A 22,249-nucleotide genomic window follows, 5' to 3' on the forward strand; every position below is an offset into this window, starting at 1 on the left:
ACGGGCAGGTTCCGGGTTCCTGTGGAACTCGGGACCTGCCCGTTGCGTTTACCTTGGAAGAAGCGGCGCGGTGTGTGCCGCCCGGAGCCGGTGGAGGAGCGTTGGAAGTCGTGATCACAGTCTTCGCCCTTCTCTTCCTGCTGTTCGTGGTGCTCGGCGGCTATGCCGCGGTGAAGGCGATCGGCGCGGCCAAGCGCGGCGTCGACCGCACGGTCGCGCAGGCCCGGCGCTCGGTCGAGGACCACACCCTGCGCGCCAAGTCCTTCGCCCAGCCCGGCCCGCAGGGACAGGTGGCCCAACTGCGCCTCGCCCTGCGGACATCGATGCGCGCGACCCAGGACGCACTGCGCGCGGGCGTGACCGAGGACGAGTCCCTCAAGGAGTCCCTCGGCCTCTTCGAGCGACTCAGCGCCCACGGCCGCGAACTCGACGGCGAACTCAGGCGCTTGGAGTCCGAGCCCGACCGCAAGACCCTCGCCGAGCGGCTGCCCGCGCTGCGCGAGCGCACCGAGCGCATCACGAAGTCGGCGGACTCACTGCGCTGGGCCGCCCGCGACCGGGCCGGCCGCTTCGCGGAGGACGACCTGGACTCGCTCAGCGCCCAGATAGACATGGAGGCCGGCGCCCTCCGGCACTGGACGAAGTCGGACCACACGCCGCCTCCGTGGCCCGACGCCCCGCCCGCCGACGCCACGGCGACCCGGCAGACCTGGCCGGAGCCCCCGCGCTCCCGCCCCGCTCCCGAGGAGCCGGCCCCGTCCGCCATCACCCCGCCGGGACGGCGCCCCAGTTACCCGTGGCAGAAGAAACCCCGCCCGGAGAGCACGACTTGATCGTGCGGCACGCTGCGCGTGTGCGACGTGCAAGGATCCGGCCGGTTCCGGCCCAGGTGAAAGGGGTCGGGCTGCCGCCCGGCCGCTACGGCAGGTAACCTCCAGCTCATGTCCCGCCATGTCGCGATCGTCACCGATTCAACGGCCTACCTGCCGCCGCTGACGATGGAGCGCCACGGGATCACAGCAGTGCCGCTGACCGTGGTCCTCGGTGACCGGGCGCTCGAAGAGGGCACCGAGATCTCCACCCGCTCGCTGGCCCAGGCCCTGCAGAAGCGACGTTCGGTCACCACCTCGCGCCCCAGCCCCCAGCACTTCGCGGAGACCTACCGCGAGGTCGCCGAGTCCGGCGCCACCGGCATCGTCTCCCTCCACCTCTCCGCCGAACTCTCCGGCACCTACGACGCGGCCGTCGTCGCCGCGCGTGAGGCACCGGTGCCGGTGCGGGTCGTGGACACCGGGATGGTCGCGATGGCACTCGGCTTCTGCGCCCTCGCCGCGGCCGAGACGGCGGAGGCCGGCGGCACGGTGGACGAGGCGGTGACGGCCGCGGAGAAGCGGGCCGCCGGTACGTCCGCCTACTTCTACGTCGACACCCTCGACTATCTGCGCCGGGGCGGCCGAATCGGCGCGGCCCAGGCGCTGCTCGGCTCCGCGCTCGCGGTGAAGCCGCTGCTCCAGCTGGAGGGCGGCCGCATCGAACTCCTGGAGAAGGTACGGACGGCGTCGAAGGCGATCGCCCGCCTCGAGGAACTCGCGGCGGACCGGGCGGGCAGCGCACAGGTCGACATCGCGGTCCATCACCTCTCCGCGCCCGAGCGGGCGTCGGCGCTCGCGGACCGGTTGCGGGCGCGGGTGCCGGGGCTGGCGGATCTGCATGTGAGTGAGGTCGGGGCGGTGATCGGGGCGCATACCGGGCCCGGGTTGTTGGGGGCTGTGGTTTCGGCTCGGTGATGGGGGCGTCGGGGGGTTGCCGGGGGCGGGTTCTGCCTGTGTTTCGGCCGGTGCCTTGGGCGGGGGGCGCCCGTATGGGTGACGGAGTTATCCACAACTGGGCTGTCGTCCCCGGGAATTGACCAAGATCATCGCGAAGTCGCGGGATGTCCGATGCTCGGCGCATGGCACTTCGATCACGCTCACACACAGCGACTGCGACCAGCGGCCCGGGCCGCGCTCCGTTCTCCGACGGCCGGACTCGGTATCGCCGACCGGCGACACGGGGGAGGGCACATCGTCAGGCTTCGGCGGAGGAACTTCGGCGGCGGGCGGACCTGCTCTTTGGCGAACGGGCCGGGGAGCGGGGTGAGTTGGGGAGTGGGCCGCCGGGTGGTGGTGATGGCGGTGGGCGTGTCGGTGGCGGCGCAGGTGGGGGCGCGGGCTCTGGTTCGCCGGTAGGGGATGAGGCGGGGTCCTCTGTTTCGCCTGTGACGGGGGCGACGGTGCGGCCGGGTCCGCCGATGACTGGGGCGAGGGGGCGGCCGGGTCCGCCGATGACTGCGGCACGGGGGCGTGTGGTTCCACCTGTGGTGAGGGCGGCGGGGCTCAGCTTCCCGGCGCCTGTGGATGCTGGGCCGTGGGCTGTTCCGGAGTCGCAGTTGGAGCCGGAGCCGGAGCCGGAGCCGGGGCCGGGGCCGGAGATCGAGTCGGCGGCAAGGCAGTTGGAGGGGGAGCGGAGGCGGGCGGTCCTGGTGGGGGCGCCGACGGGTGCTGCCCCTGAGTCCGATGGCTTCTTGTACGTCGGTACGGCTGAAGTGGCCGCAGACGCCGGGGCCTTGGCGGACCCCGGAGATTTCGGCCGTGCCGGTGAGACCGGTATCCGGCGGGATCGGGCGTCGGGGGCTTGGCGGGAGCGGGCCGGGGCGGCTCTGCGGGAGCGGATGCCGGTGTGGGTGCAGACGCGGTGTGGGCTGGAGCGGCGGAATGTGATCGCGCTCGGTGTTCTGCTCCTGGTGGCCGCGGTCTTCGCTGTGCAGCACTTCTGGGTGGGCCGGACTCAACCCGTTCGCGCACCGGAGGTGGTCCGCGCGGCGGCTCCCTTTGGAGACGGGGGTGGAAGCGCGGGCGAGAGCGAGGACGGGGCTGCGGGCAAAGGGGCCGGGTCGCGTGCCTCGTCGGTCGGAGCGCGGGGCGCTGCGAGTGCGGCTGGTGCCGCCGGTGCCGCCGGTGCCGAGATCGTCGTGGACGTCAGCGGCAAGGTTCGGGAGCCCGGGGTGCATCGGCTTTCGGCCGGCTCGCGGGTGACCGACGCGCTCCGGGCGGCGGGTGGAGTGCGTCCGGGGACGAACACCGAGGGGCTCAACCGCGCGCGGTTCCTCGTGGACGGGGAGCAGATCGTCGTCGGCGGTCCGGCTCCCGTAGCGGTGCCGGGTGCGGGCGGCGCGAACACCGCAGGAGTCGCGGGCTCCGCTGCGGGAGCGGCTCCGACAGCCCCTGTCTCCCTCAACACGGGCACCGCGGAACAGCTCAACACCCTGCCCGGCGTAGGCCCGGTGCTGGCTCAGCACATCATCGACTACCGCACGCAGCACGGCGGTTTCCGCTCGGTGGACGAACTGCGCCAGGTCAACGGCATCGGCGACCGCCGCTTCGCCGACCTACGGGATCTGGTCCAGCCATGACCCGGGTCCAGGACGCCCCAACAGGACCCGAGCCCACGCCTCCTCGCCGCCCGGCACAGGACGACATCCCCGTACCGCCTCGCCGACCTGCGTACGCCACCCCCGGCAACCAGCCGGGTACCGCCCACCCCCAACAGGAAGGACCGACAGACCTCCGACTCGTACCGCCCGCACTCGCGGCCTGGGCGACGGCGGCACTGGCCCTCGACGCGTCACCGATGTGGGTCACGGGAGTAGCGCTCGCAGCGCTGGCGGTGGGGCTCGTGCTGCTGCTGACGACAAGGCGGCAGTCCACACGGAGGCAGCCCACACGGCCGCAGTCCACACGGTCACAGACCACACCGCGCCAGATCACACGAAGGCAGCCCACACGGCGACAGCCCACGTGGAGGCACGCCACATGGCCCCGCGTTTCGATCGCCGCCCTGCTCCTCTCCATCGCCGCGGCCGCGGCCTCCGCCGGGCTGCACGGGGCGGATCTGCGGCGGGGGCCGGTGCCCGAGTTGGCGCGGGAGTACGCGACCGTGACCGCCGAGGTGGAGGTCGGTTCCGATCCACGGCTGACCCGGCCCCGGATCAGTGGGGATCACGCGGCTCCGGTCTCCGTGCTGGTCGACGCCGAGGTGCGGCGGGTCGAGGAGATGGACGGGACGGTCGTGGAGACACGGGCGCCGGTGCTGTTGATCGTCGACCCGGGATCGACCACCAAGGGAGGGGACGCGAAAGGGGATTCGCGTGGCAGGCCGGAGCATTCACCCTGGCTCGGACTGCTTCCCTCGACGCGGGTCAAGGTGACCGCGCGACTGGCACCCTCCCTGACGAGCGGGGACCGGGTCGCGGCCGTGCTCCGGGTGCGGAACCAGCCGGTGCCGGAGGTGGTGGGGGAGCCGTCCGGGGCGCAACGGTTCGCGGGACGGTTGCGGGCCGGCTTGCGTGAGGCCACCGACGGATTGCCGGGCGACGCGCGGGCGTTGTTGCCGGGGCTGGTCGTCGGGGACACCGCGCGGATCACACCCGAGTTGGACGAGGCGTTCAAGGAGACGGACCTCGCGCACACCCTCGCCGTGTCCGGAAGCAACCTCACCATCCTGCTCGCCCTCCTCATCGGCCCACCGGGCCTCGCCCAGCACATCGAACGCCGAGGTCTGGCACCGCGCCTAGGCATCTCCCTCCGAGCGACCGCATTGCTGGGCGGGGTGCTCACGCTCGGCTTCGTCGTCGTGTGCCGCCCCGACCCGAGCGTGCTGCGGGCGGCGGCCTGCGGAGCGGTAGCGCTGCTAGCCCTCGCGACCGGGCGCCGCAGATCACTGATCCCGGCGCTGGCGACGGCCGTACTGCTGCTGGTGCTCTACGACCCGTGGCTGGCCCGGAGTTACGGATTCCTGCTCTCCGTGCTGGCGACCGGCGCCCTGCTCACGCTCGCGCCGCGCTGGAGTGAGACGTTGCGGCGGCACAGAGTTCCGCCACGGTTGGCCGAGGCGTTGGCCACCGCCGCTGCCGCGCAGGCGTTGTGCGCGCCGGTCGTGGCCGTGCTGTCGGCGCGGGTGAGTCTGGTGGCGGTGCCGTGCAATCTGCTCGCGGAGATCGCGGTCGCGCCGGCCACAGTCTTGGGCTTCGCGGCGCTGGCGGCGGCACCGGTGGCGATACCGGTGGCCAAGGTGAATGCGTGGGGCGCGAGTTGGCCCACGGGATGGATCGCGGACGTCGCCCGGACCGGCGCGGCGCTGCCAGGCGGGGGAGTGGACTGGTCGGGGAGCTGGACCGGGGCGCTGCTGCTCGCCGTGGCGGTCGCGGCCCTCGTGCTGGTCGGACGGCGGCTGGTGAAGTACCCCTGGCTGTGCGGGATTTGCGGCTTCGTACTGCTCCTGATCGTGGTGGCGCCGGCGCCGTTGACCCGGGTGATCACGGGGTGGCCGCCGCCGGGGTGGCGGTTCGCGATGTGTGATGTCGGGCAGGGTGACGCGACGGTGCTCGCGGCGGGCAAGGGCACCGGCGTGGTCGTGGACGCCGGACCCGATCCGAAGCCGGTCGACCAGTGTCTGCGCGCGCTCGGCATCACCAGGATCCCGCTCGTCGTGCTGACCCACTTCCATGCCGACCATGTGGCAGGGCTGCCCGGGGTGTTGCGGGGCCGTTCGGTGGGCGCGATCGAGACGACGTCCTTCGAAGAACCCGCGGACCAGGTCGAGTTCGTACGGAGGGCGGCGGCGGAACGGCACATCCCGATCACCCGGGCCGTAGCCGGCGAGGAGCGCCGCACCGGCCCGCTGGCCTGGCAGGTGCTGTGGCCCCCAGCGCCCTCACTGCGCCTGGCGCCGGATCCGGACGGCCCGAACGACGCCAGCATCGCCCTGCTGGTAAGGACGGCCGGCCTACGGCTGCTGCTCCTCGGAGACCTCGAACCCCCGGCCCAACAGGAGCTGTTGAGGTCCCCGGCAGCCGCGCTCCTAGGCAACGTGGACGTACTCAAAGTCGCCCATCACGGCTCGGCCTATCAGGACCCGGACCTGATACGCAGAGTGGCGCCGCGCCTCGCGCTGATCTCCTGCGGCGAGCACAACGTCTACGGCCACCCCGCCCCGAGCACGGTCGCGGCGCTGCGGGCCATGGGTGCGGTGGTCCTGCGGACGGACGAGGACGGGGCATTGGCGGTCGGCGGAAGCGGGGAGGGGTTGCGGGTGATACGGGGGTGAGGGATCGGGCGGGGCAGGCTCATCGGCGACCGCACCAGCGTCAGAGCGGGCCGACTGGTCGTCCGCCTGGCCAACGCCCTGGGCGAAGCCCCCGCCCCGGAGTGAGACTGGGAGCATGAACCCCGCACAGACCGACGCCTACCTGCACCGCTTGGGCCTCGCCCGCCCGCCCGTGCCCACCGCCGACGCCCTGCGCGAGTTGCAGGTGCACCATCTGCGGACCGTGCCGTTCGAGAACTTGTCGGTCCATCTGGGCGAGGAGATCGTGCTGGACGAGAACCGGCTGGTGGACAAGGTGGTGGGCGCGCGCAGGGGCGGGTTCTGCTACGAACTCAACGGTGCCTTCGGGGCGTTGCTCACCGCCCTGGGTTTTGAGGTCACCCCGCTCGCCGCGCGGGTGCACGGGGACGAAGGGCGGCTCGGCATTCCGTACGACCATCTCGCGCTGCGGGTGGGGACGGCGGACGGGAGTGTGTGGCTGGCCGACGTCGGTTTCGGGAAGCACAGCCACCATCCGCTGGCGTTCGCGGAACGGGGTGCGCAGCCGGACCCGGGCGGTACGTTCACGCTGGTCGAGGTGGGCCCCGACCTGGACGTCGTCCACGACGGCACGCCGCAGTACCGCCTGGAACTTCGGCCCCGGGAACTCGCCGACTTCGTGGCCGGCGCGTGGTGGCACAGCACGTCACCGGCCTCTCACTTCACCCAGTCGCTGGTCTGTTCCCGGCTCCTGGAGGACGGCGGAAGGATCACGCTCTCCGGCCGGACCCTCACGGTGACCGACGAGGAGGGCGCGCGGGAGGTACGCGAACTGTCCACGGACGAGGAGGTGTTGGAGGTGTACCGGAAGCGGTTCGGGATCGAACTGGGGTCGGTTCCGGAGGTGCGGAAGCGAGGGTAGAAAATATCCCGTGTGAGCGATGTGAGACATGTGCTGGTGCTGCCCGACCGTGACGCGGCCCAGGAGGCGGCCGAGGCGCTCGGGGAGCGGTTCCGGCTCGACGAGGAACCCCAGTTGGTACGGGACGCCCTGGCGGGCGAGGACGACGCCGAGGACGCCCAGTGGCTCCTGGTCCTACGAGACGAGCACGCCCGCCTCGACCCCGGCGAGCTGGACGCCTTCGCGGGGGAGTGGGACGGCTGGCGCGAGGAGCCGTAGAAGAGGCGGGTTCTACGGTCGTGGTCGTACGCGTTCCCCCGCACGCAAACCTGCCCCCTAACCCCCGTACAACCTCCCCTCGCCCACGCCACCCGCACCGCGATGTCAGTGCCGCGTGCGATGCTTTACGGGATGGCCAGGAAGACTGCGAATGACGACCCTCTCGCCCCGGTGACGCTTGCCGTGGGCCAGGAGGACCTGCTGCTCGACCGTGCCGTGCAGGAGGTGGTGGCCGCCGCTCGGGCCGCCGACGCCGACACGGATGTACGTGACCTCACCTCGGACCAGTTGCAGCCCGGCACGCTCGCGGAGTTGACGAGTCCCTCGCTCTTCGCGGAGCGGAAGGTCGTGGTCGTACGCAATGCGCAGGACCTGTCCGCGGACACGGTCAAGGACGTGAAGGGGTATCTCGGAGCGCCCGCCGAGGAGATCACCCTCGTGCTGCTGCACGCGGGCGGGGTCAAGGGCAAGGCGTTGCTCGACGCCGCGCGCAAGGCGGGGGCGCGGGAGGTGGCCTGCCCGAAGATGACGAAGCCGGCGGACCGGCTGGCGTTCGTGCGGGGCGAGTTCCGGGCGACCGGGAGATCGGCCACGCCGGAGGCCTGCCAGGCGCTCGTCGACTCCATCGGCAGCGATCTGCGGGAACTGGCGTCCGCGGTCTCCCAGTTGGTCGCCGACATCGAGGGGACCATCGACGAGGCGGTTGTCGGCCGGTACTACACGGGCCGGGCCGAGGCGTCGAGCTTCACGGTCGCGGACCGGGCCGTGGAGGGCCGTGCGGCGGAGGCGCTGGAGGCGCTGCGCTGGTCCCTGTCCACCGGGGTCGCGCCGGTGCTGATCACCAGCGCGTTGGCGCAGGGCGTGCGGGCGATCGGGAAGCTGTCGTCCGCGCGCGGGGGACGGCCGGCGGATCTGGCCCGTGAGCTGGGGATGCCGCCGTGGAAGATCGACCGGGTGCGGCAGCAGATGCGGGGCTGGACACCGGACGCGGTCTCCGTCGCCCTGCGCGCGGTGGCCGAGGCCGACGCGGGAGTGAAGGGCGGGGGAGACGACCCGGAGTACGCGCTGGAGAAGGCGGTCGTCACGATCGCCCGGGCGGCGCGGTCACGGGGACAGTCGTAACCCCGGTCGCGGGACAGTCGTAGCCCCGGTCGCGAGGGCGGTCGTAGCGGAACCTCGGCACGAGGACAGTTGTAGGGGTGTCCGGCAGCACAGGAGGCGGACACAGCAATGCCCCCGAAGTGGGTCCGGGGGCACTGTACGTGGCGTGGCGACCACGATGTCTGTCCGTGAATCGAGGTAGAGGGCTCGATATGGTCCTCACGGTGGATTGCTACTGGTCCGGTCCGCGCGAGCGCGGGCCGAGGCAAGTGCGGAGGATCAGCCCTTGAGCGCGGTGACCTTGGAAGCAAGCGCCGACTTCTTGTTGGCGGCCTGGTTCTTGTGGATGACGCCCTTCGCGACGGCCTTGTCGAGCTGACGCGCGGCAGCGCGCTGGTACTCGGTGGCCTTCTCGACGTCACCCGCGGCAGCGGCTTCGCGGGCCTTGCGGATCGCGGTCTTCAGAGAGGACTTGACGGCCTTGTTGCGCAGCCGAGCCTTCTCGTTGGTCTTGATCCGCTTGATCTGGGACTTGATGTTCGCCACGAATGAGCCTTTGCAGGTTCTGGCACGGGGCCGCACGGGTCCCGGGCCGATGATTTTCTTGGGTTGAGCCTCGTGCCGAGAGGGCATGAGACACAGTCGCCCAGGCTACCAGCCGCCCACCGGCCCACCCAAACCGGTCCCCGGGAGGCCTCCGGCGCCCCTCCCGCACCGTCCCGACCACACCGGCCCGGACCCGCTCCCACTGCACCGGCACCGACCGCACCCCTTACCTGCTGGCTTACCTGCCGGCCCCCACCGGGCGACCAAGCCGATCTCCGAACAGCCCCGGACCTCCCCGAACCACCTTCCAAGCGGCCCGAGCACCAAGCCCACACTCCGCGCGCCCCTGGACTGCGCCCTGGTCTCCACCGGCTCCTGGTCTGGCAACTGGTCGACTTCGCCTACGCGGACATCGGCGGCCCCTCCACAGTCCTCACAGCAGTCGTCTTCGGCCTGGCGGCCTGGTGGTCCCTGGTGGGAGCGACGGAGGAGACCCGGCCCACGGCAGAGAATCCGGTGCCCGCGCTTACCGAAGCGGCCCTGATCCAATGACGGTGACGGGCAACACCGACCAGCACAACCCCGCTGAAGGGGCGCGGGGAACTGCGCGACCAGCCCCCACAACGCGGCACGCACAAACCCACCGACCCCACCCACCGCTCAGGCCCCGAGCCCACCCCCGAACCCCACCCAGCGCTCACGCCCCGAGCCCACCCCCGAACCCCGCCCCACCCCGAACCCCGCCCCACCCCCGAAACCGCCCCCAAGCTCACCCGCCCCAAAAAACCCCGCCCCGCCCCGACCCCACCCCCAAAACCACCCCCCGCACCGGCCCAAACCGGACCGCACCTCCCACCCGTGGGACGATGGAGCCTACGTATAGATCCGACCCGAGACCGCAGACACTGCGGACGCCTCAAGAATCAGGACCCTGCGTGCCCGCGATCCCCAGCCATGTGCCCGAGCCGAGCCGTACCGACCCGGCGTTGATCCGCAATTTCTGCATCATCGCGCACATCGACCACGGCAAGTCCACGCTCGCCGACCGGATGCTCCAGCTGACCGGAGTGGTCGACCAGCGGCAGATGCGTGCTCAGTACCTCGACCGCATGGACATCGAGCGCGAGCGCGGCATCACGATCAAATCCCAGGCGGTGCGTCTGCCCTGGGCCCCCACCGAAGGGGCCGACAAGGGCAGTACCCACATCCTCAACATGATCGACACCCCGGGACACGTCGACTTCACGTACGAGGTCTCGCGGTCCCTCGCCGCCTGCGAGGGCACCGTGCTGCTCGTGGACGCCGCCCAGGGCATCGAGGCCCAGACCCTCGCCAACCTCTACCTGGCGATGGAGAACGACCTCACGATCATCCCCGTACTGAACAAGATCGACCTGCCGGCCGCGCAGCCCGAGAAGTTCGCCGAGGAGCTCGCCAACCTCGTCGGGTGCGAGCCCGACGACGTGCTGCGGGTGTCCGCGAAGACCGGTATCGGTGTCGACGCGCTGCTGAACAAGGTCGTCCAGGAGATCCCGGCGCCGGTCGGGAACGCCGACGCGCCCGCCCGCGCCATGATCTTCGACTCCGTCTACGACTCCTACCGGGGCGTCGTGACGTACATCCGTGTCATCGACGGCCAGCTCACCAAGCGCGAGCGGATCCGGATGATGTCGACGAACGCCACGCACGAGCTGCTGGAGATCGGCACCAACTCGCCGGAGATGCTCGGCGCGGACGGCCTCGGGGTCGGCGAGGTCGGTTATCTGATCACCGGTGTGAAGGACGTCCGCCAGTCCAAGGTCGGTGACACGATCACCACCCTGCACCACGGTGCGACCGAGGCGCTCGGCGGCTACAAGGACCCGAAGCCGATGGTCTTCTCGGGCCTGTACCCGCTGGACGGTTCCGACTACCCGGAGCTGCGCGAGGCCCTCGACAAGCTCCAGCTCAACGACGCCGCCCTGGTCTACGAGCCGGAGACCTCCGCCGCCCTCGGCTTCGGCTTCCGCGTCGGCTTCCTCGGCCTGCTGCACCTGGACGTGATCCGGGAGCGGCTGGAGCGCGAGTTCGGGCTCGACCTCATCGCGACCGCACCGAACGTGGTGTACCGGGTCGACATGGAGGACGGCAGCGAGCACATCGTCACCAACCCGAGCGAGTTCCCCGAGGGGAAGATCGACAAGGTCTACGAGCCCGTCGTGCGCGCGACGATCCTCGCGCCGTCGGAGTTCATCGGCTCGATCATGGAGCTGTGCCAGACCCGGCGCGGCACCCTGCTCGGCATGGACTACCTCTCCGAGGACCGGGTGGAGATCCGCTACACGCTGCCCCTCGCGGAGATCGTCTTCGACTTCTTCGACCAGCTGAAGTCCAAGACCCGCGGCTACGCCTCGCTGGACTACGAGCCCACCGGAGAGGTCACCTCCAGCCTGGTCAAGGTCGACATCCTGCTGCACGGCGACAAGGTGGACGCCTTCTCGGCGATCACGCACAAGGACGCGGCGTACGCGTACGGCGTGCGGCTGGTCGCCAAGCTGCGCGAGCTGATCCCGCGGCAGGCCTTCGAGGTGCCCATCCAGGCCGCGATCGGCTCCCGGGTCATCGCCCGCGAGACCATCCGCGCCATCCGCAAGGACGTCCTCGCCAAGTGCTACGGCGGTGACATCTCCCGTAAGCGGAAGCTGCTGGAGAAGCAGAAGGAGGGCAAGAAGCGGATGAAGATGGTGGGTTCCGTGGAGGTTCCCCAGGAGGCCTTCATCGCGGTGCTGTCCAGTGACGACAACGGTGGCGGAGGCAAGGGCAAGAAGTAGCGGCCCTATACACCGAAATTCCGGACGGCGACCGGCGATTCACGGGGCCCGTTGCGCTTTGGCGCGGCGGGCCCCGAGTCCTGGGGCCGTACGACGTGGTCCTTACTCGGAGGAAGTGACCGTCCACCGCCCCTTACGCACCGGCCGGTCGCGGCTTACTCTGATCACTGCCCCATAGTTACTCGTGAGTTAAACAACAGTCACAGGGGCTACCAGCCGCCCTGCGGCACGAGCCACACTGAGTCACCAGCCGCACTGATGCACCGGCGCAGTGATGCACCAGCGCAGTGATGCACCAGCCACTGATTCACCAGCCGCACTGAGCCAACCGCCGCAGCAACAAGCCAGCAGCCGCACCGTCGCGGGCCCGGAGGATGTCGTGAGCGACACACAGACCCTGATCGAGAACCGTCCGCCGTCCGTGGCGGGCCTCTTCCTGGAGCGGGTGGCGGCCACGCCGGACGCGGAGGCCTACCGCTACCCGGTACCGGCGGCCTCCGGCGAGGGCCCCGACGAGTGGAAGTCGCTGACCTGGGCCCAGTCCGCCGAGCAGGTCTTCGCGATCGCCGCCGGTCTGATCGAACTGGGCGTCCAGCCCGAGGAGCGCGTCGCACTCGCCTCCGCCACCCGCGTCGAGTGGATCCTCGCCGACCTGGGCATCCTGTGCGCAGGCGCCGCCACGACCACGGTGTACCCGCAGACCAACGCCGACGAGTCGACGTTCATCCTCGCCGACTCCGGCAGCAAGGTCCTCATCGCGGAGGACGCCACCCAGCTCGCCAAGGCGCGGGAGAAGCGCGCCGAACTGCCCGAGCTGACGCACGTCGTGGTCATCGACCCGGCCGGCGTGGAGACCGGCGACTGGGTGCTCACCCTCGCCGAGCTGGAGCAGCGCGGTGCCGCGTACCTGGAGAAGAACCCGGACCTGATCAAGGAGCGGGTCGCGGCCATCACCAAGGACCAGCTCGCGACGATCATCTACACCTCGGGCACGACCGGCCGCCCCAAGGGCGTCCGCCTCCCGCACGACAACTGGTCGTACCTCGCCAAGGCCATCGCCGCGACCGGCCTCCTCGGCCCCGACGACGTGCAGTACCTGTGGCTGCCCCTCGCCCACGTCTTCGGGAAGGTGCTCACCTCCGGGCACATCGAGATCGGGCACGTCACCGCCGTCGACGGCCGCGTCGACAAGATCATCGAGAACCTGCCGGTCGTGCAGCCGACGTACATGGCCGCCGTCCCGCGCATCTTCGAGAAGGTCTACAACGGGGTCGCCGCCAAGGCCCGCGCGGGCGGCGCCTCCAAGTACAAGGTCTTCCAGTGGGCCGCCGAGGTCGCCCGCGAGTACGCCAAGGTCACCCAGGACAACTTCCGCCGCACCGGCACCGCCACCGCGCCCTTCGGCCTCGCCGCCAAGCACAAGGTCGCCGACGCGCTGGTCTACGCGAAGATCCGCGAGGCCTTCGGCGGCAAGCTGCGCGCCTGCGTCTCCGGATCGGCCGCACTCGCCCCCGACATCGGCTACTTCTTCGCCGGCGCCGGCATCCACATCCTCGAGGGCTACGGCCTGACCGAGTCCTCCGCGGCCTCCTTCGTGAACCCCGGCGAGGCCTACCGCACCGGCACGGTCGGCAAGCCGCTGCCCGGCACGGAGGTGCGCATCGCGGACGACGGCGAGATCCTGCTGCGCGGCCCCGGCATCATGGAGGGCTACCACGGTCTTCCCGAGAAGACCGCCGAGGTCCTGGAGTCCGACGGCTGGTTCCACACCGGTGACATCGGTGAACTCTCCCCGGACGGCTACCTCCGCATCACGGACCGCAAGAAGGACCTCATCAAGACCTCCGGCGGCAAGTACATCGCCCCCGCCGAGGTCGAGGGCCAGTTCAAGGCCGTCTGCCCCTACGTCTCCAACATCCTGGTCCACGGCGCCGACCGGAACTTCTGCACCGCCCTCATCTCCCTCGACGAACCCTCCATCCTGGAATGGGCCAAGGAGAACGACCTGGAGGGCAAGACCTACGCCGAGGTCGTCGCCGCCCCCACGACGGTCGCCATGGTCGACGCCTACGTCAAGGAACTCAACGAGGGCCTCCAGCGCTGGCAGACCATCAAGAAGTTCCGCCTCCTCCCGCGCGACCTCGACGTGGAACACGGCGAAATCACCCCGAGCCTCAAGCTCAAGCGCCCGGTGGTGGAACGCGAGTACAAGCACCTGATCGACGAAATGTACGCAGGCTCACGCGAAGCCTGACCATGCTGATGGCCCGCGCCCCGAAGGGGCCGCGGGCCATCAGGGGCGCGGGGAACTGCGCGCCCAGCCCCCACCGGGCCCGCACCCGACAACGCACCACACCACACCACACCCGACAACGCACCACACCACCCGCGGCCCTACCGCCGCCGCATATCCCGCACGAGTTGGCCCATCTCCCGCACCTGCACCCGAAGTTCCCCCACCTCAGCAACAGAACTCGCGGCCATCCGCGCCTCGATCTCCTTGAGCCGCAACGCCAGTTCATCGAACTGCCCCTGCTCCCGAGCCAACATCCGCTCCAACAACTGGTTCTTCCGGTGCAGTTCAAGAAACACGCTCACCTTGGCCCGCAGAACCCAGGGATCGAACGGCTTGGTCAGGTAGTCGGCCGCACCCGTGGCATACCCCCGAAACGCATACCCCGCATCGGAGTCCGTCCCGGTCAGAAAGATGATCGGCACGTCCTTGGTCTGATCGAGCCGCTTGATGTTGGCCGCGGTCTCGAACCCGTCCATCCCCGGCATCCGGATGTCCAGCAGGACCACGGCGAACCGCTGCCGCAGCAGCGCCTTCATCGCCTCCTCACCCGAACGCGCCCGTATCAGCGGCTCGTTGAGGGACCCCAGGACGGCCTCCAGCGCGACCAGGTTGTCCTCCATGTCATCGACCAGGAGGATGCTCGCGCGCTCGTCGGTCGTTGCCTCAGCGCTCATGATGGCTGTGCCTCACTCAGTCGTCGGCGGTGCCGCCGTCTCCCCTGAAGTACCCGGATCCGTCCCCGCGATGTCCCCGGATTCGGACCCGGTCCCGGGGTCCAGGAGCGCGCACACGACGGTCAGCAACTGGTCTACGTCGACCGGCTTCGGTACGTAGTCGTTGGCGCCCCGCGCGATGGACTTCTCGCGGTCGCCCGGCATCGCCTTCGCGGTGAGCGCGACGATGGGCAGCCCGGTCCAGCGCGGGGCGCGGCGGATGGCGGCGATGGTCTCGTACCCGTCCATCTCCGGCATCATGATGTCCATCAGCACGAGTTCGACGTCCGGGTTGCGCTCCAGCGTCTCGATGCCCTCGCGGCCGTTCTCCGCGTACAGCACCGGCATCCCGACCCGCCCCAGCACATGGGTGAGCGCGAAGACGTTGCGGATGTCGTCGTCGACGATCAACACCCGCCGCCCCGGCAGCACTTGACCCGCCCGCCCGGCCTTCCACGCCTCCAGCTTGGTGGGTGTGGGCCAACTGTCGTCCACCTCGTGCACGGTGAACGGCTCCGACGACAAGTGCTCGGACGACAACTGCCCCGACGTCAACTGCTCGGAGGGCAGCGGCAGTTCATGGTCCTCGGTGAGCGGCGCGCCGCCCGCCGCGTGCCCGGGGCTGACGACGGGGACGTAGAGAGTGAAGGTGGAGCCCTGCCCCGGTTCGCTCTCGGCGACGATACGGCCGCCCAGCAGGCCGGCGATCTCGCGGCTGATGGACAGGCCGAGGCCGGTGCCGCCGTACTTGCGGTTGGTCGTGCCGTCGGCCTGCTGGAACGCCTCGAAGATCACCGGGAGTTTCTCGGCGGCGATGCCGATCCCGGTGTCGGAGACGGCGAACACGATGACCTCGTCGCTGTCGTCGCAGTAGCGGTGTTCGGGGTCCTTGACGCGGTTGACGCGGAGTTCGACGCGGCCCGTCGCGGTGAACTTGATGGCGTTGGACAGCAGGTTGCGCAGGATCTGCTGGAGCCGCTGCTCGTCCGACCACAGCTCACGCGGCACGTCCGCGCCCACCGACACCTCGAACGCGAGCCCCCGGTCCAGGGTGAGCGGGCGGAACGTGGCGTGGACGTAGTCCAGGAGCTTGATGAGCGGGAGGCGCTTGGGGCGTACGTCCATGCGGCCGGCCTCGATCTTCGACAGGTCGAGGATGTCGTTGATGAGCTGGAGCAGGTCCGAGCCGGAGCGGTGGATTGTGGTCGCGAACTGCACTTCCTGCTCGGAGAGCCGGCCGTCCGGGTTGTCGGAGAGCAGCCGGGCCAGGATCAGCAACGAGTTGAGGGGCGTGCGGAGTTCGTGCGACATGTTCGCCAGGAACTCCGACTTGTACTGCGAGGAGGTCGCCAACAGGGCCGCCTTCTCCTCCAGTTCGGCGTTCGAGCGCTGCAACTCGGCCTGCTGCTTCTGGAGTTCGTCGGAGCGTTCCTGCAGCTGCATCGCGAGCCGCTGGGACTCGCCGAGCAGGGACTCGGTGCGGGAGTTGGCGATGATGGTGTTGATCGCGACGCCGATGGTGTTCACGAACTGGTCGAAGAACGCGAGGTGGACATCGGAGAAGCGGGAGAAGGAGGCCAGTTCGATCACGCCGAGGAGCCGGTCCTCGAAGATGATCGGGATGATGACCACGCTCGCCGGGGAGGCCTCACCGAGCCCGCTGTTGATCTTGATGTAGCCGGGCGGCGCCTCGTCCACCAGGATCCGCTTCTTCTCCCGCGCCGCCTGCCGCACCAGGCCGTGCACCGGCATCCCGCCGGTGTCCACGGTCGCGCCCTGCGCCGCCCCGTACCCGGCGATGAAGGCAAGTCCCTTGGCGGGGATGGCCGTTCGCAGGCTGTCCTCGTCGGGATCGGCGAGGAAGAACGCCCCGTACTGCGCGTTCACCAGCGGCGTCAGCTCGCGCAGGATCAGGTCGGCGACCTCCATCAGGTCCCGGTGTCCCTGCATCAGCGCGGCGAGCCGGGCGAGGTTGGACTCCAGCCAGTCCTTCGCGCGGGTCGTCTCGCGGAGGTTGGCCACCATCAGGTTGATGTTGTCCTTGAGCTCGGTGACCTCGCCCTGGGTCTCCACCGTGATCGAGCGGGACATGTCGCCCTGGGCCACCGCCGAGGCCACCTCGGCGATCGCGCGGACCTGCGTGGTGAGGTTCAGCGCGAGTTCGTTCACGTTGGTCGTCAGGCGCTTCCAGGTGCCGTAGACGCCCTCCACCCGTGCCTGGCCGCCGAGTTGGCCCTCGGAGCCGACCTCGCGGGCCACCCGGGTGACCTCGGACGAGAAGGACGAGAGGGTGTCGACCATCGTGTTGATGGTGGTCTTGAGTTCGAGGATCTCGCCGCGCGCGTCCACGTCGATCTTCTTCGACAGGTCGCCCTGCGCCACGGCCGTCGCGACCTGGGCGATGTTCCGCACCTGTGACGTCAGGTTGTCGGCCATGTAGTTGACGTTGTCGGTCAGGTCGCGCCAGACCCCGGAGACTCCCAACACCTGTGCCCTGCCGCCGAGTCGGCCGTCGGTGCCGACCTCGCGGGCCACCCGGGTCACCTCGTCGGCGAAGGCGCGCAGCTGTTCCACCATCGTGTTGACGGTGTCCTTCAGTTCGAGGATCTCGCCGCGCGCGTCGACGGTGATCTTCTTCGACAGGTCGCCGTTGGCCACGGCGGTGGTCACCTGGGCGATGTTCCGCACCTGTGACGTCAGGTTCAGGGCCATGAAGTTGACGTTGTCCGTCAGGTCCTTCCAGACCCCGGAGACGCCCCGCACCTGCGCCTGCCCGCCGAGGTTGCCCTCGGTGCCGACCTCGCGGGCCACGCGCGTGACCTCGTCCGCGAAGGCGGAGAGCTGGTCGACCATCGTGTTGATGGTGGACTTCAGCTCCAGGATCTCGCCCTTGGCCTCCACCGTGATCTTCTTGCCGAGGTCGCCCTGTGCGACGGCCGTCGACACCAGCGCGATGTTGCGGACCTGCGACGTCAGGTTGTCCGCCATGAAGTTGACGTTGTCGGTGAGGTCCTTCCAGACCCCGCTGACTCCGCGTACCTGCGCGCGCCCGCCCAAGTTGCCCTCGGTGCCGACCTCGCGGGCCACGCGCGTCACTTCGTCCGCGAAGGCGGAGAGCTGGTCGACCATCGTGTTGATGGTGGACTTCAGTTCGAGGATCTCGCCCTGCGCGTCGACGGTGATCTTCTGGCTCAGGTCGCCGTTCGCCACGGCCGTCGTCACCTGCGCGATGTTCCGCACCTGTGACGTCAGGTTCGAGGCCATGAAGTTGACGTTGTCCGTGAGGTCCTTCCAGACCCCGGACACACCCCGCACCTGCGCGCGCCCGCCCAACTGGCCCTCGGTGCCCACCTCGCGGGCGACGCGCGTCACCTCGTCCGCGAACGCCGACAGCTGGTCGACCATCGTGTTCACGGTCAGCTTCAGTTCGAGCAGCTCACCGGTCGCCTCGACCGTGACCGTCCGGGTCAGGTCGCCCCGGGCCACCGCCGTCGTCACGAGGGCGATGTCCCGCACCTGCGCCGTCAGCCGGGACGCCATCGTGTTGACCGCCTCGGTCACATCACGCCAACTCCCGGACAGCCGCGTCACCTTGGCCCGGCCGCCGAGTCTGCCCTCGGTGCCGACCTCGCGGGCCACCCGGGTCACCTCCCCGGTGAACAGGGAGAGCTGGTCCACCATCTTGTTCACGGCCCGGCCCAGATGCCGTAGGTCACCGCGCAACATCCTGCTGCCGTCGTGCAGATCGACCCGCTGGGTCAGATCGCCGCCCGCCACCGCGTCCAGCACCCGGGTCGCGTTGGCGGCCGGGGCGACGAGGGCGTCGAGGAGCTGGTTGACGTCGTTGACGCGGGAGGTCCAGCCGCCCTGGCCGGGGCTGGCCGAGAGCCGTTCGTCCAGACGGCCGTGGCGGATCAGCTCCCGCCGGACGCGCTGCGTCTCGGAGTTGAAGTGGGTGCTGCGGTCCATGATCTGGTTGAAGGCGGCGGTCAGTTCCGCCACGATGCCCTGGCCCGTCTCCGGTGCCTTCGTGAAGTCGCCGTCACGTGCGGCCGTCATCACGGCGAGCAGGGGACGGAGATCCGATGCTCGAATCCAGTCCTCTTTCTGTCCGTCTTCGAGCACACGCGTAGCACTGTTCTCACCCATGGCGGCCCACTTCGGTAACTCGGCGCTTATGCGCGCGGTCAGTCTGTCACTCTGTCCGCATCGACCGAGGCGTATTCGTCCGAACTGCTCGGGGAGCTGTCCATGGGGGCCATTCCGACGCAACGGGAGACCACATCGCGTGTTCCCGATGCGCCCGCGCACCACGGCGCGGACCGGCGTACGACCGTGCGTGCCACGTTGTCCGGCAGCCCCCTCGCGCCCGGTTCGGCCCGCGGCCTGGTGCGTGCCGCGCTCCGTGAATGGGCCGAGCTCGCCCTGCCCGGCACCGAGAAGCTCACCGACCGGCTCGCCGACGACGCGATGGTCGTCGTCAGCGAACTCGTCACCAACGCCGTCGTCCACGCCGGCACGGACGTCGAGCTGGTGTGCCGTCTTGAGGACACGGACGCGATCGTCGTCGAGGTCGCCGACCACCACCCCTCCCGCGCCCCGCGCGACAACACCGCCGAACCGGCCTACGAGACACCGGAGTTCGGGCGCGGCCTGCGTCTCGTCTCCACCCTCGCCGAGGCCTGGGGCGTCACGTACCGCACCGGCACCAAGACCGTCTGGGCCCGCCTGCCCGCCGAAGGCACCCCGGCCGCGGAGGAGTTGGCGACCTGCGCGGGTGAACGCGGCCTGCGCGTCGCCGAGATCCTCGCCCCCGAACCGCCCGCCCCCTCGGACCGGCCCACCCGCGGCGACCCCCACCGCGCCGAGCACGACCGGGACTGGCTCGGCCGCGGCGCCCTCTCCTTCCTCGCCGAGGCCTCCGACCTGCTCGCGGGACAGCTCGACGAGGACCTCGTCGCCGCTCTCGCCGGACAGCTGATCGTGCCGAGACTGGCCGACTGGTGCGCCGTATGGCTGGAGGACGAGGCGCTCGGCCGCGGCGGCTGGAACGAGGACGCCGGAGCGGGCGCAGGACCCCGCCTCGCTCGCGTCTGGCACGGCAGCGAGAACCGCATCGAGGAGCTGCGCGGCGCCCTGGAGAAGGACCCGCCCCGCCCGCCGGACTCCCTGCGGCCCGTGTCCTACCCGTGGCCCGCCGACGCGCTCGGCCCGCACGGCACCCACGGCGCGGCCCTCGCGTACCGCCTGATCGCGGGCGGCCGGCCGCTCGGCACGCTGGTCATCGGCCGGTCCGGGCTGCCGCGCTTCCCCGACGAGGTCACCGGCCTGGTCGAGGACCTCAGCCGCCGCGTCGCCCTCGCGATCGGCGCGGCCCGCCAGTACGCCCGCCAGGCCACCATCAGCCGCGTCCTCCAGCGCGGCCTGCTGCCCGGCGCGGTCGCCGAGATCCCCGGCGTGCGCAGCGCCCTCGTCTACGAACCGTGCGACAAGGGCGGCCCCAGCGGCGACTTCTACGACCTCTTCCCGGCCGGTGACGGCCGCTGGTGCTTCGCCCTCGGCGACGTCCAGGGCAAGGGCCCCGAGGCCGCCGTGGTCATCGGCCTCGCCCGCCCCTGGCTACGGCTCCTCGCCCGCGAGGGCTACCGCGTCGCCGACGTCCTCGACCGCCTCAACCAGCTCCTCCTGGACGACGCCACCGAGGCCGCCGACGCCGCCGCGCACGCGATGGTGGCAGCGGGTGGCATGCCGGGCCCGGTCGGCGACGGCCCCCGCTTCCTCTCCCTCCTCTACGGCGAGCTGGTCCCCTTCGACGGCGGTGTCCGCTGCACCCTCGCCTCCGCGGGACACCCGCTGCCCCTGCTCCTCGGCCCGGACGGCGGCGTCGGCACGGTCGCCCGCCCGCAGACCCTCCTCGGGGTCATCGAGGACGTCACCTACACCAGCGAGACCTTCGAACTCCGGCCCGGCGACAGCCTGTTGTGCGTCACCGACGGGGTGACCGAGCGGCGCTCCGGGTCGGTCCAGTTCGACGACGGCGACGGCCTCGCGACCGCGCTCGCCGGGTGCGCGGGCCTGAGCGCCGAGCTGATCGCGGAGCGGATCAAACGCCTGGTGCACGAGTTCGGCGGCCGTCCCCCGGAGGACGACATGGCGCTGCTGGTGCTCCAGGCGGAATAGACAGGCGGATCAGGCCGAGCGGCCGGGCGGGGCGGACAGTCGCACGGGTGCTGGACAATGGAGGACATGCCTTCCGCACTCCCCGACGGCGACCCCGTCCCCGAAGACGGCTCCCTGCCCGCCCAGGCGCTCGCCGGGGCCGTGGACCGCCCCCTCGGGTTCTACCTGCACGTCCCGTACTGCGCGACCCGCTGCGGCTACTGCGACTTCAACACCTACACGGCGACCGAGCTGCGCGGCACGGGCGGAGTGCTGGCCTCCCGCGACAACTACGCGGACACCCTGATCGACGAGGTCCGCCTCGCCCGCAAGGTCCTCGGCGACGACCCCCGCCAGGTCCGCACGGTCTTCGTCGGCGGCGGCACGCCCACGCTGCTCGCGGCGGGCGACCTCGTACGGATGCTGGCCGCGATCAGGGACGAGTTCGGTCTCGCACCGGACGCGGAGATCACCACGGAGGCGAACCCGGAGTCGGTGGACCCCGCCTACCTCGCGGCCCTCCGCGACGGCGGCTTCAACCGCGTCTCCTTCGGCATGCAGAGCGCGAAACAGCACGTACTGAAGGTGCTGGACCGCACCCACACCCCCGGCCGCCCCGAGGCCTGCGTCGCGGAGGCCCGCGCGGCCGGCTTCGACCACGTCAACCTCGATTTGATCTACGGCACCCCGGGCGAGACCGACGACGACTGGCGCGCCTCGCTCGACTCCGCCCTCGGCGCGGGCCCCGACCACATCAGCGCGTACGCCCTGATCGTCGAGGAGGGCACCCAGCTGGCCCGCCGCATCCGCCGGGGCGAGGTCCCGATGACGGACGACGACGTGCACGCCGACCGCTATCTGATCGCCGACGAGGTGATGTCGGCGGCGGGCTTCGACTGGTACGAGGTCTCGAACTGGGCGACATCGAATTCCGGCCGTTGTCTCCACAACGAGCTGTACTGGCGCGGCGCCGACTGGTGGGGCGCGGGCCCCGGAGCCCACTCGCACGTGGGCGGCGTCCGCTGGTGGAACGTCAAGCACCCCGGCGCCTACGCGGCAGCCCTCACCTCCGGCCGCTCCCCGGGCGCGGGCCGCGAGATCCTCACCGAGGAGGACCGCCGCGTGGAACGCATCCTCCTGGAACTACGCCTCCGCGAGGGCGCCCCCCTGACCCTCCTCCACGAGGAGGGCCTCAAGGCCTCCCGTCGCGCCCTCACGGACGGACTCCTGCACCAGCAGCCCTACGACGAGGGCCGCGCCGTCCTCACCCTGCGGGGGAGGCTCCTGGCGGACGCGGTGGTGCGGGATCTGGTGGACTGAC

Annotated in this window: 14 protein-coding genes and 1 pseudogene; 12 read left to right on the forward strand and 3 right to left on the reverse strand. The window is 70.6% G+C overall.

Going from position 1 to position 22,249, the window contains the following annotated elements; all coding sequences use genetic code 11:
- The first annotated feature begins 101 nt into the window (after positions 1 to 101).
- The 7 genes from OHT77_RS29750 (at position 102) to holA (ending at position 8,425) form a co-directional block, all read left to right on the forward strand.
- Positions 102 to 833 carry a hypothetical protein gene (locus OHT77_RS29750; protein WP_328831480.1) on the forward strand — a complete coding sequence of 244 codons (732 nt, stop codon included), beginning with the start codon at positions 102 to 104 and terminating at the stop codon, positions 831 to 833.
- A gap of 108 nt (positions 834 to 941) precedes the next feature.
- A complete protein-coding gene (locus tag OHT77_RS29755) occupies positions 942 to 1,787 on the forward strand; it encodes a DegV family protein (RefSeq protein WP_328831481.1) in 846 nt (281 codons plus the stop codon).
- 818 nt (positions 1,788 to 2,605) lie between these two features.
- Complete coding sequence (locus tag OHT77_RS29760; RefSeq protein ID WP_443048155.1) at positions 2,606 to 3,451, forward strand: helix-hairpin-helix domain-containing protein; 846 nt, start codon at positions 2,606 to 2,608, stop codon at positions 3,449 to 3,451.
- On the forward strand, positions 3,448 to 6,144 hold the full coding sequence (locus tag OHT77_RS29765) for a ComEC/Rec2 family competence protein (RefSeq protein ID WP_328831482.1): 2,697 nt from the start codon (positions 3,448 to 3,450) through the stop codon (positions 6,142 to 6,144). The genes OHT77_RS29760 and OHT77_RS29765 overlap by 4 nt, the downstream gene beginning before the upstream one ends.
- Before the next feature lie 115 nt (positions 6,145 to 6,259).
- Complete coding sequence (locus OHT77_RS29770) at positions 6,260 to 7,045, forward strand: arylamine N-acetyltransferase family protein (protein WP_328831483.1); 786 nt, start codon at positions 6,260 to 6,262, stop codon at positions 7,043 to 7,045.
- A 12-nt stretch (positions 7,046 to 7,057) separates the two neighbouring features.
- Entirely contained in the window at positions 7,058 to 7,303 is a 246-nt protein-coding gene (locus tag OHT77_RS29775; protein ID WP_328831485.1) for a hypothetical protein, read from the forward strand.
- Between the two features lie 132 nt (positions 7,304 to 7,435).
- Positions 7,436 to 8,425, forward strand: a complete 990-nt coding sequence (holA, locus tag OHT77_RS29780; protein WP_328831486.1) for a DNA polymerase III subunit delta — start codon at positions 7,436 to 7,438, stop codon at positions 8,423 to 8,425.
- A 258-nt stretch (positions 8,426 to 8,683) separates the two neighbouring features.
- Here holA and rpsT read toward each other — a convergent pair whose 3' ends face one another.
- Positions 8,684 to 8,950 (reverse strand): 30S ribosomal protein S20, encoded by a 267-nt coding sequence (gene rpsT, locus OHT77_RS29785; RefSeq protein ID WP_043676462.1) that lies wholly within the window; start codon positions 8,948 to 8,950, stop codon positions 8,684 to 8,686.
- A 346-nt stretch (positions 8,951 to 9,296) separates the two neighbouring features.
- On the opposite strand from rpsT, the pseudogene OHT77_RS45065 reads away from it, so the two are divergent.
- From OHT77_RS45065 to OHT77_RS29795, 3 genes and pseudogenes are all read left to right on the forward strand, one after another.
- Positions 9,297 to 9,502 (forward strand): annotated as a pseudogene (locus OHT77_RS45065) (O-antigen ligase family protein); the annotation flags it as partial.
- 383 nt (positions 9,503 to 9,885) lie between these two features.
- Complete coding sequence (lepA, locus tag OHT77_RS29790; protein WP_328831487.1) at positions 9,886 to 11,760, forward strand: translation elongation factor 4; 1,875 nt, start codon at positions 9,886 to 9,888, stop codon at positions 11,758 to 11,760.
- Positions 11,761 to 12,139: 379 nt separating this feature from the next.
- Positions 12,140 to 14,014, forward strand: coding sequence for an AMP-dependent synthetase/ligase (locus OHT77_RS29795; RefSeq protein WP_328831488.1), 1,875 nt, complete (start codon positions 12,140 to 12,142; stop codon positions 14,012 to 14,014).
- A 140-nt stretch (positions 14,015 to 14,154) separates the two neighbouring features.
- Here OHT77_RS29795 and OHT77_RS29800 read toward each other — a convergent pair whose 3' ends face one another.
- Together OHT77_RS29800 and OHT77_RS29805 are read right to left on the reverse strand one after the other, a co-directional pair.
- Positions 14,155 to 14,730, reverse strand: a complete 576-nt coding sequence (locus OHT77_RS29800) for a response regulator (protein ID WP_328831490.1) — start codon at positions 14,728 to 14,730, stop codon at positions 14,155 to 14,157.
- Between the two features lie 12 nt (positions 14,731 to 14,742).
- Positions 14,743 to 18,918 carry a HAMP domain-containing protein gene (locus OHT77_RS29805; protein ID WP_328831491.1) on the reverse strand — a complete coding sequence of 1,392 codons (4,176 nt, stop codon included), beginning with the start codon at positions 18,916 to 18,918 and terminating at the stop codon, positions 14,743 to 14,745.
- A 102-nt stretch (positions 18,919 to 19,020) separates the two neighbouring features.
- Here OHT77_RS29805 and OHT77_RS29810 point away from each other — a divergent pair, with 102 nt between their 5' ends.
- Positions 19,021 to 20,949 carry a SpoIIE family protein phosphatase gene (locus tag OHT77_RS29810; RefSeq protein WP_328831493.1) on the forward strand — a complete coding sequence of 643 codons (1,929 nt, stop codon included), beginning with the start codon at positions 19,021 to 19,023 and terminating at the stop codon, positions 20,947 to 20,949.
- 66 nt (positions 20,950 to 21,015) lie between these two features.
- The gene (gene hemW, locus OHT77_RS29815) at positions 21,016 to 22,248 is read left to right on the forward strand and encodes a radical SAM family heme chaperone HemW (RefSeq protein WP_328831494.1); all 1,233 of its coding nucleotides are present in this window, start codon (positions 21,016 to 21,018) and stop codon (positions 22,246 to 22,248) included.
- The last annotated feature ends 1 nt before the right edge of the window (position 22,249 follow it).

Origin of the sequence: Streptomyces sp. NBC_00252 (assembly GCF_036187565.1) — a bacterium.
In the GTDB taxonomy this organism is placed as follows: Bacteria; Actinomycetota; Actinomycetes; order Streptomycetales; family Streptomycetaceae; genus Streptomyces.

What these genes read in the sequence shown, in the direction of transcription:
- holA (WP_328831486.1), top strand. Translation starts at nt 7,436, where the DNA reads ATGGCCAGGAAGACTGCGAATGACGACCCTCTCGCCCCGGTGACGCTT.
- OHT77_RS29770 (WP_328831483.1), top strand. Translation starts at nt 6,260, where the DNA reads ATGAACCCCGCACAGACCGACGCCTACCTGCACCGCTTGGGCCTCGCC.
- OHT77_RS29805 (WP_328831491.1), bottom strand. Translation starts at nt 18,918, where the DNA reads ATGGGTGAGAACAGTGCTACGCGTGTGCTCGAAGACGGACAGAAAGAG.
- hemW (WP_328831494.1), top strand. Translation starts at nt 21,016, where the DNA reads ATGCCTTCCGCACTCCCCGACGGCGACCCCGTCCCCGAAGACGGCTCC.
- OHT77_RS29755 (WP_328831481.1), top strand. Translation starts at nt 942, where the DNA reads ATGTCCCGCCATGTCGCGATCGTCACCGATTCAACGGCCTACCTGCCG.
- OHT77_RS29765 (WP_328831482.1), top strand. Translation starts at nt 3,448, where the DNA reads ATGACCCGGGTCCAGGACGCCCCAACAGGACCCGAGCCCACGCCTCCT.
- OHT77_RS29800 (WP_328831490.1), bottom strand. Translation starts at nt 14,730, where the DNA reads ATGAGCGCTGAGGCAACGACCGACGAGCGCGCGAGCATCCTCCTGGTC.
- OHT77_RS29810 (WP_328831493.1), top strand. Translation starts at nt 19,021, where the DNA reads ATGGGGGCCATTCCGACGCAACGGGAGACCACATCGCGTGTTCCCGAT.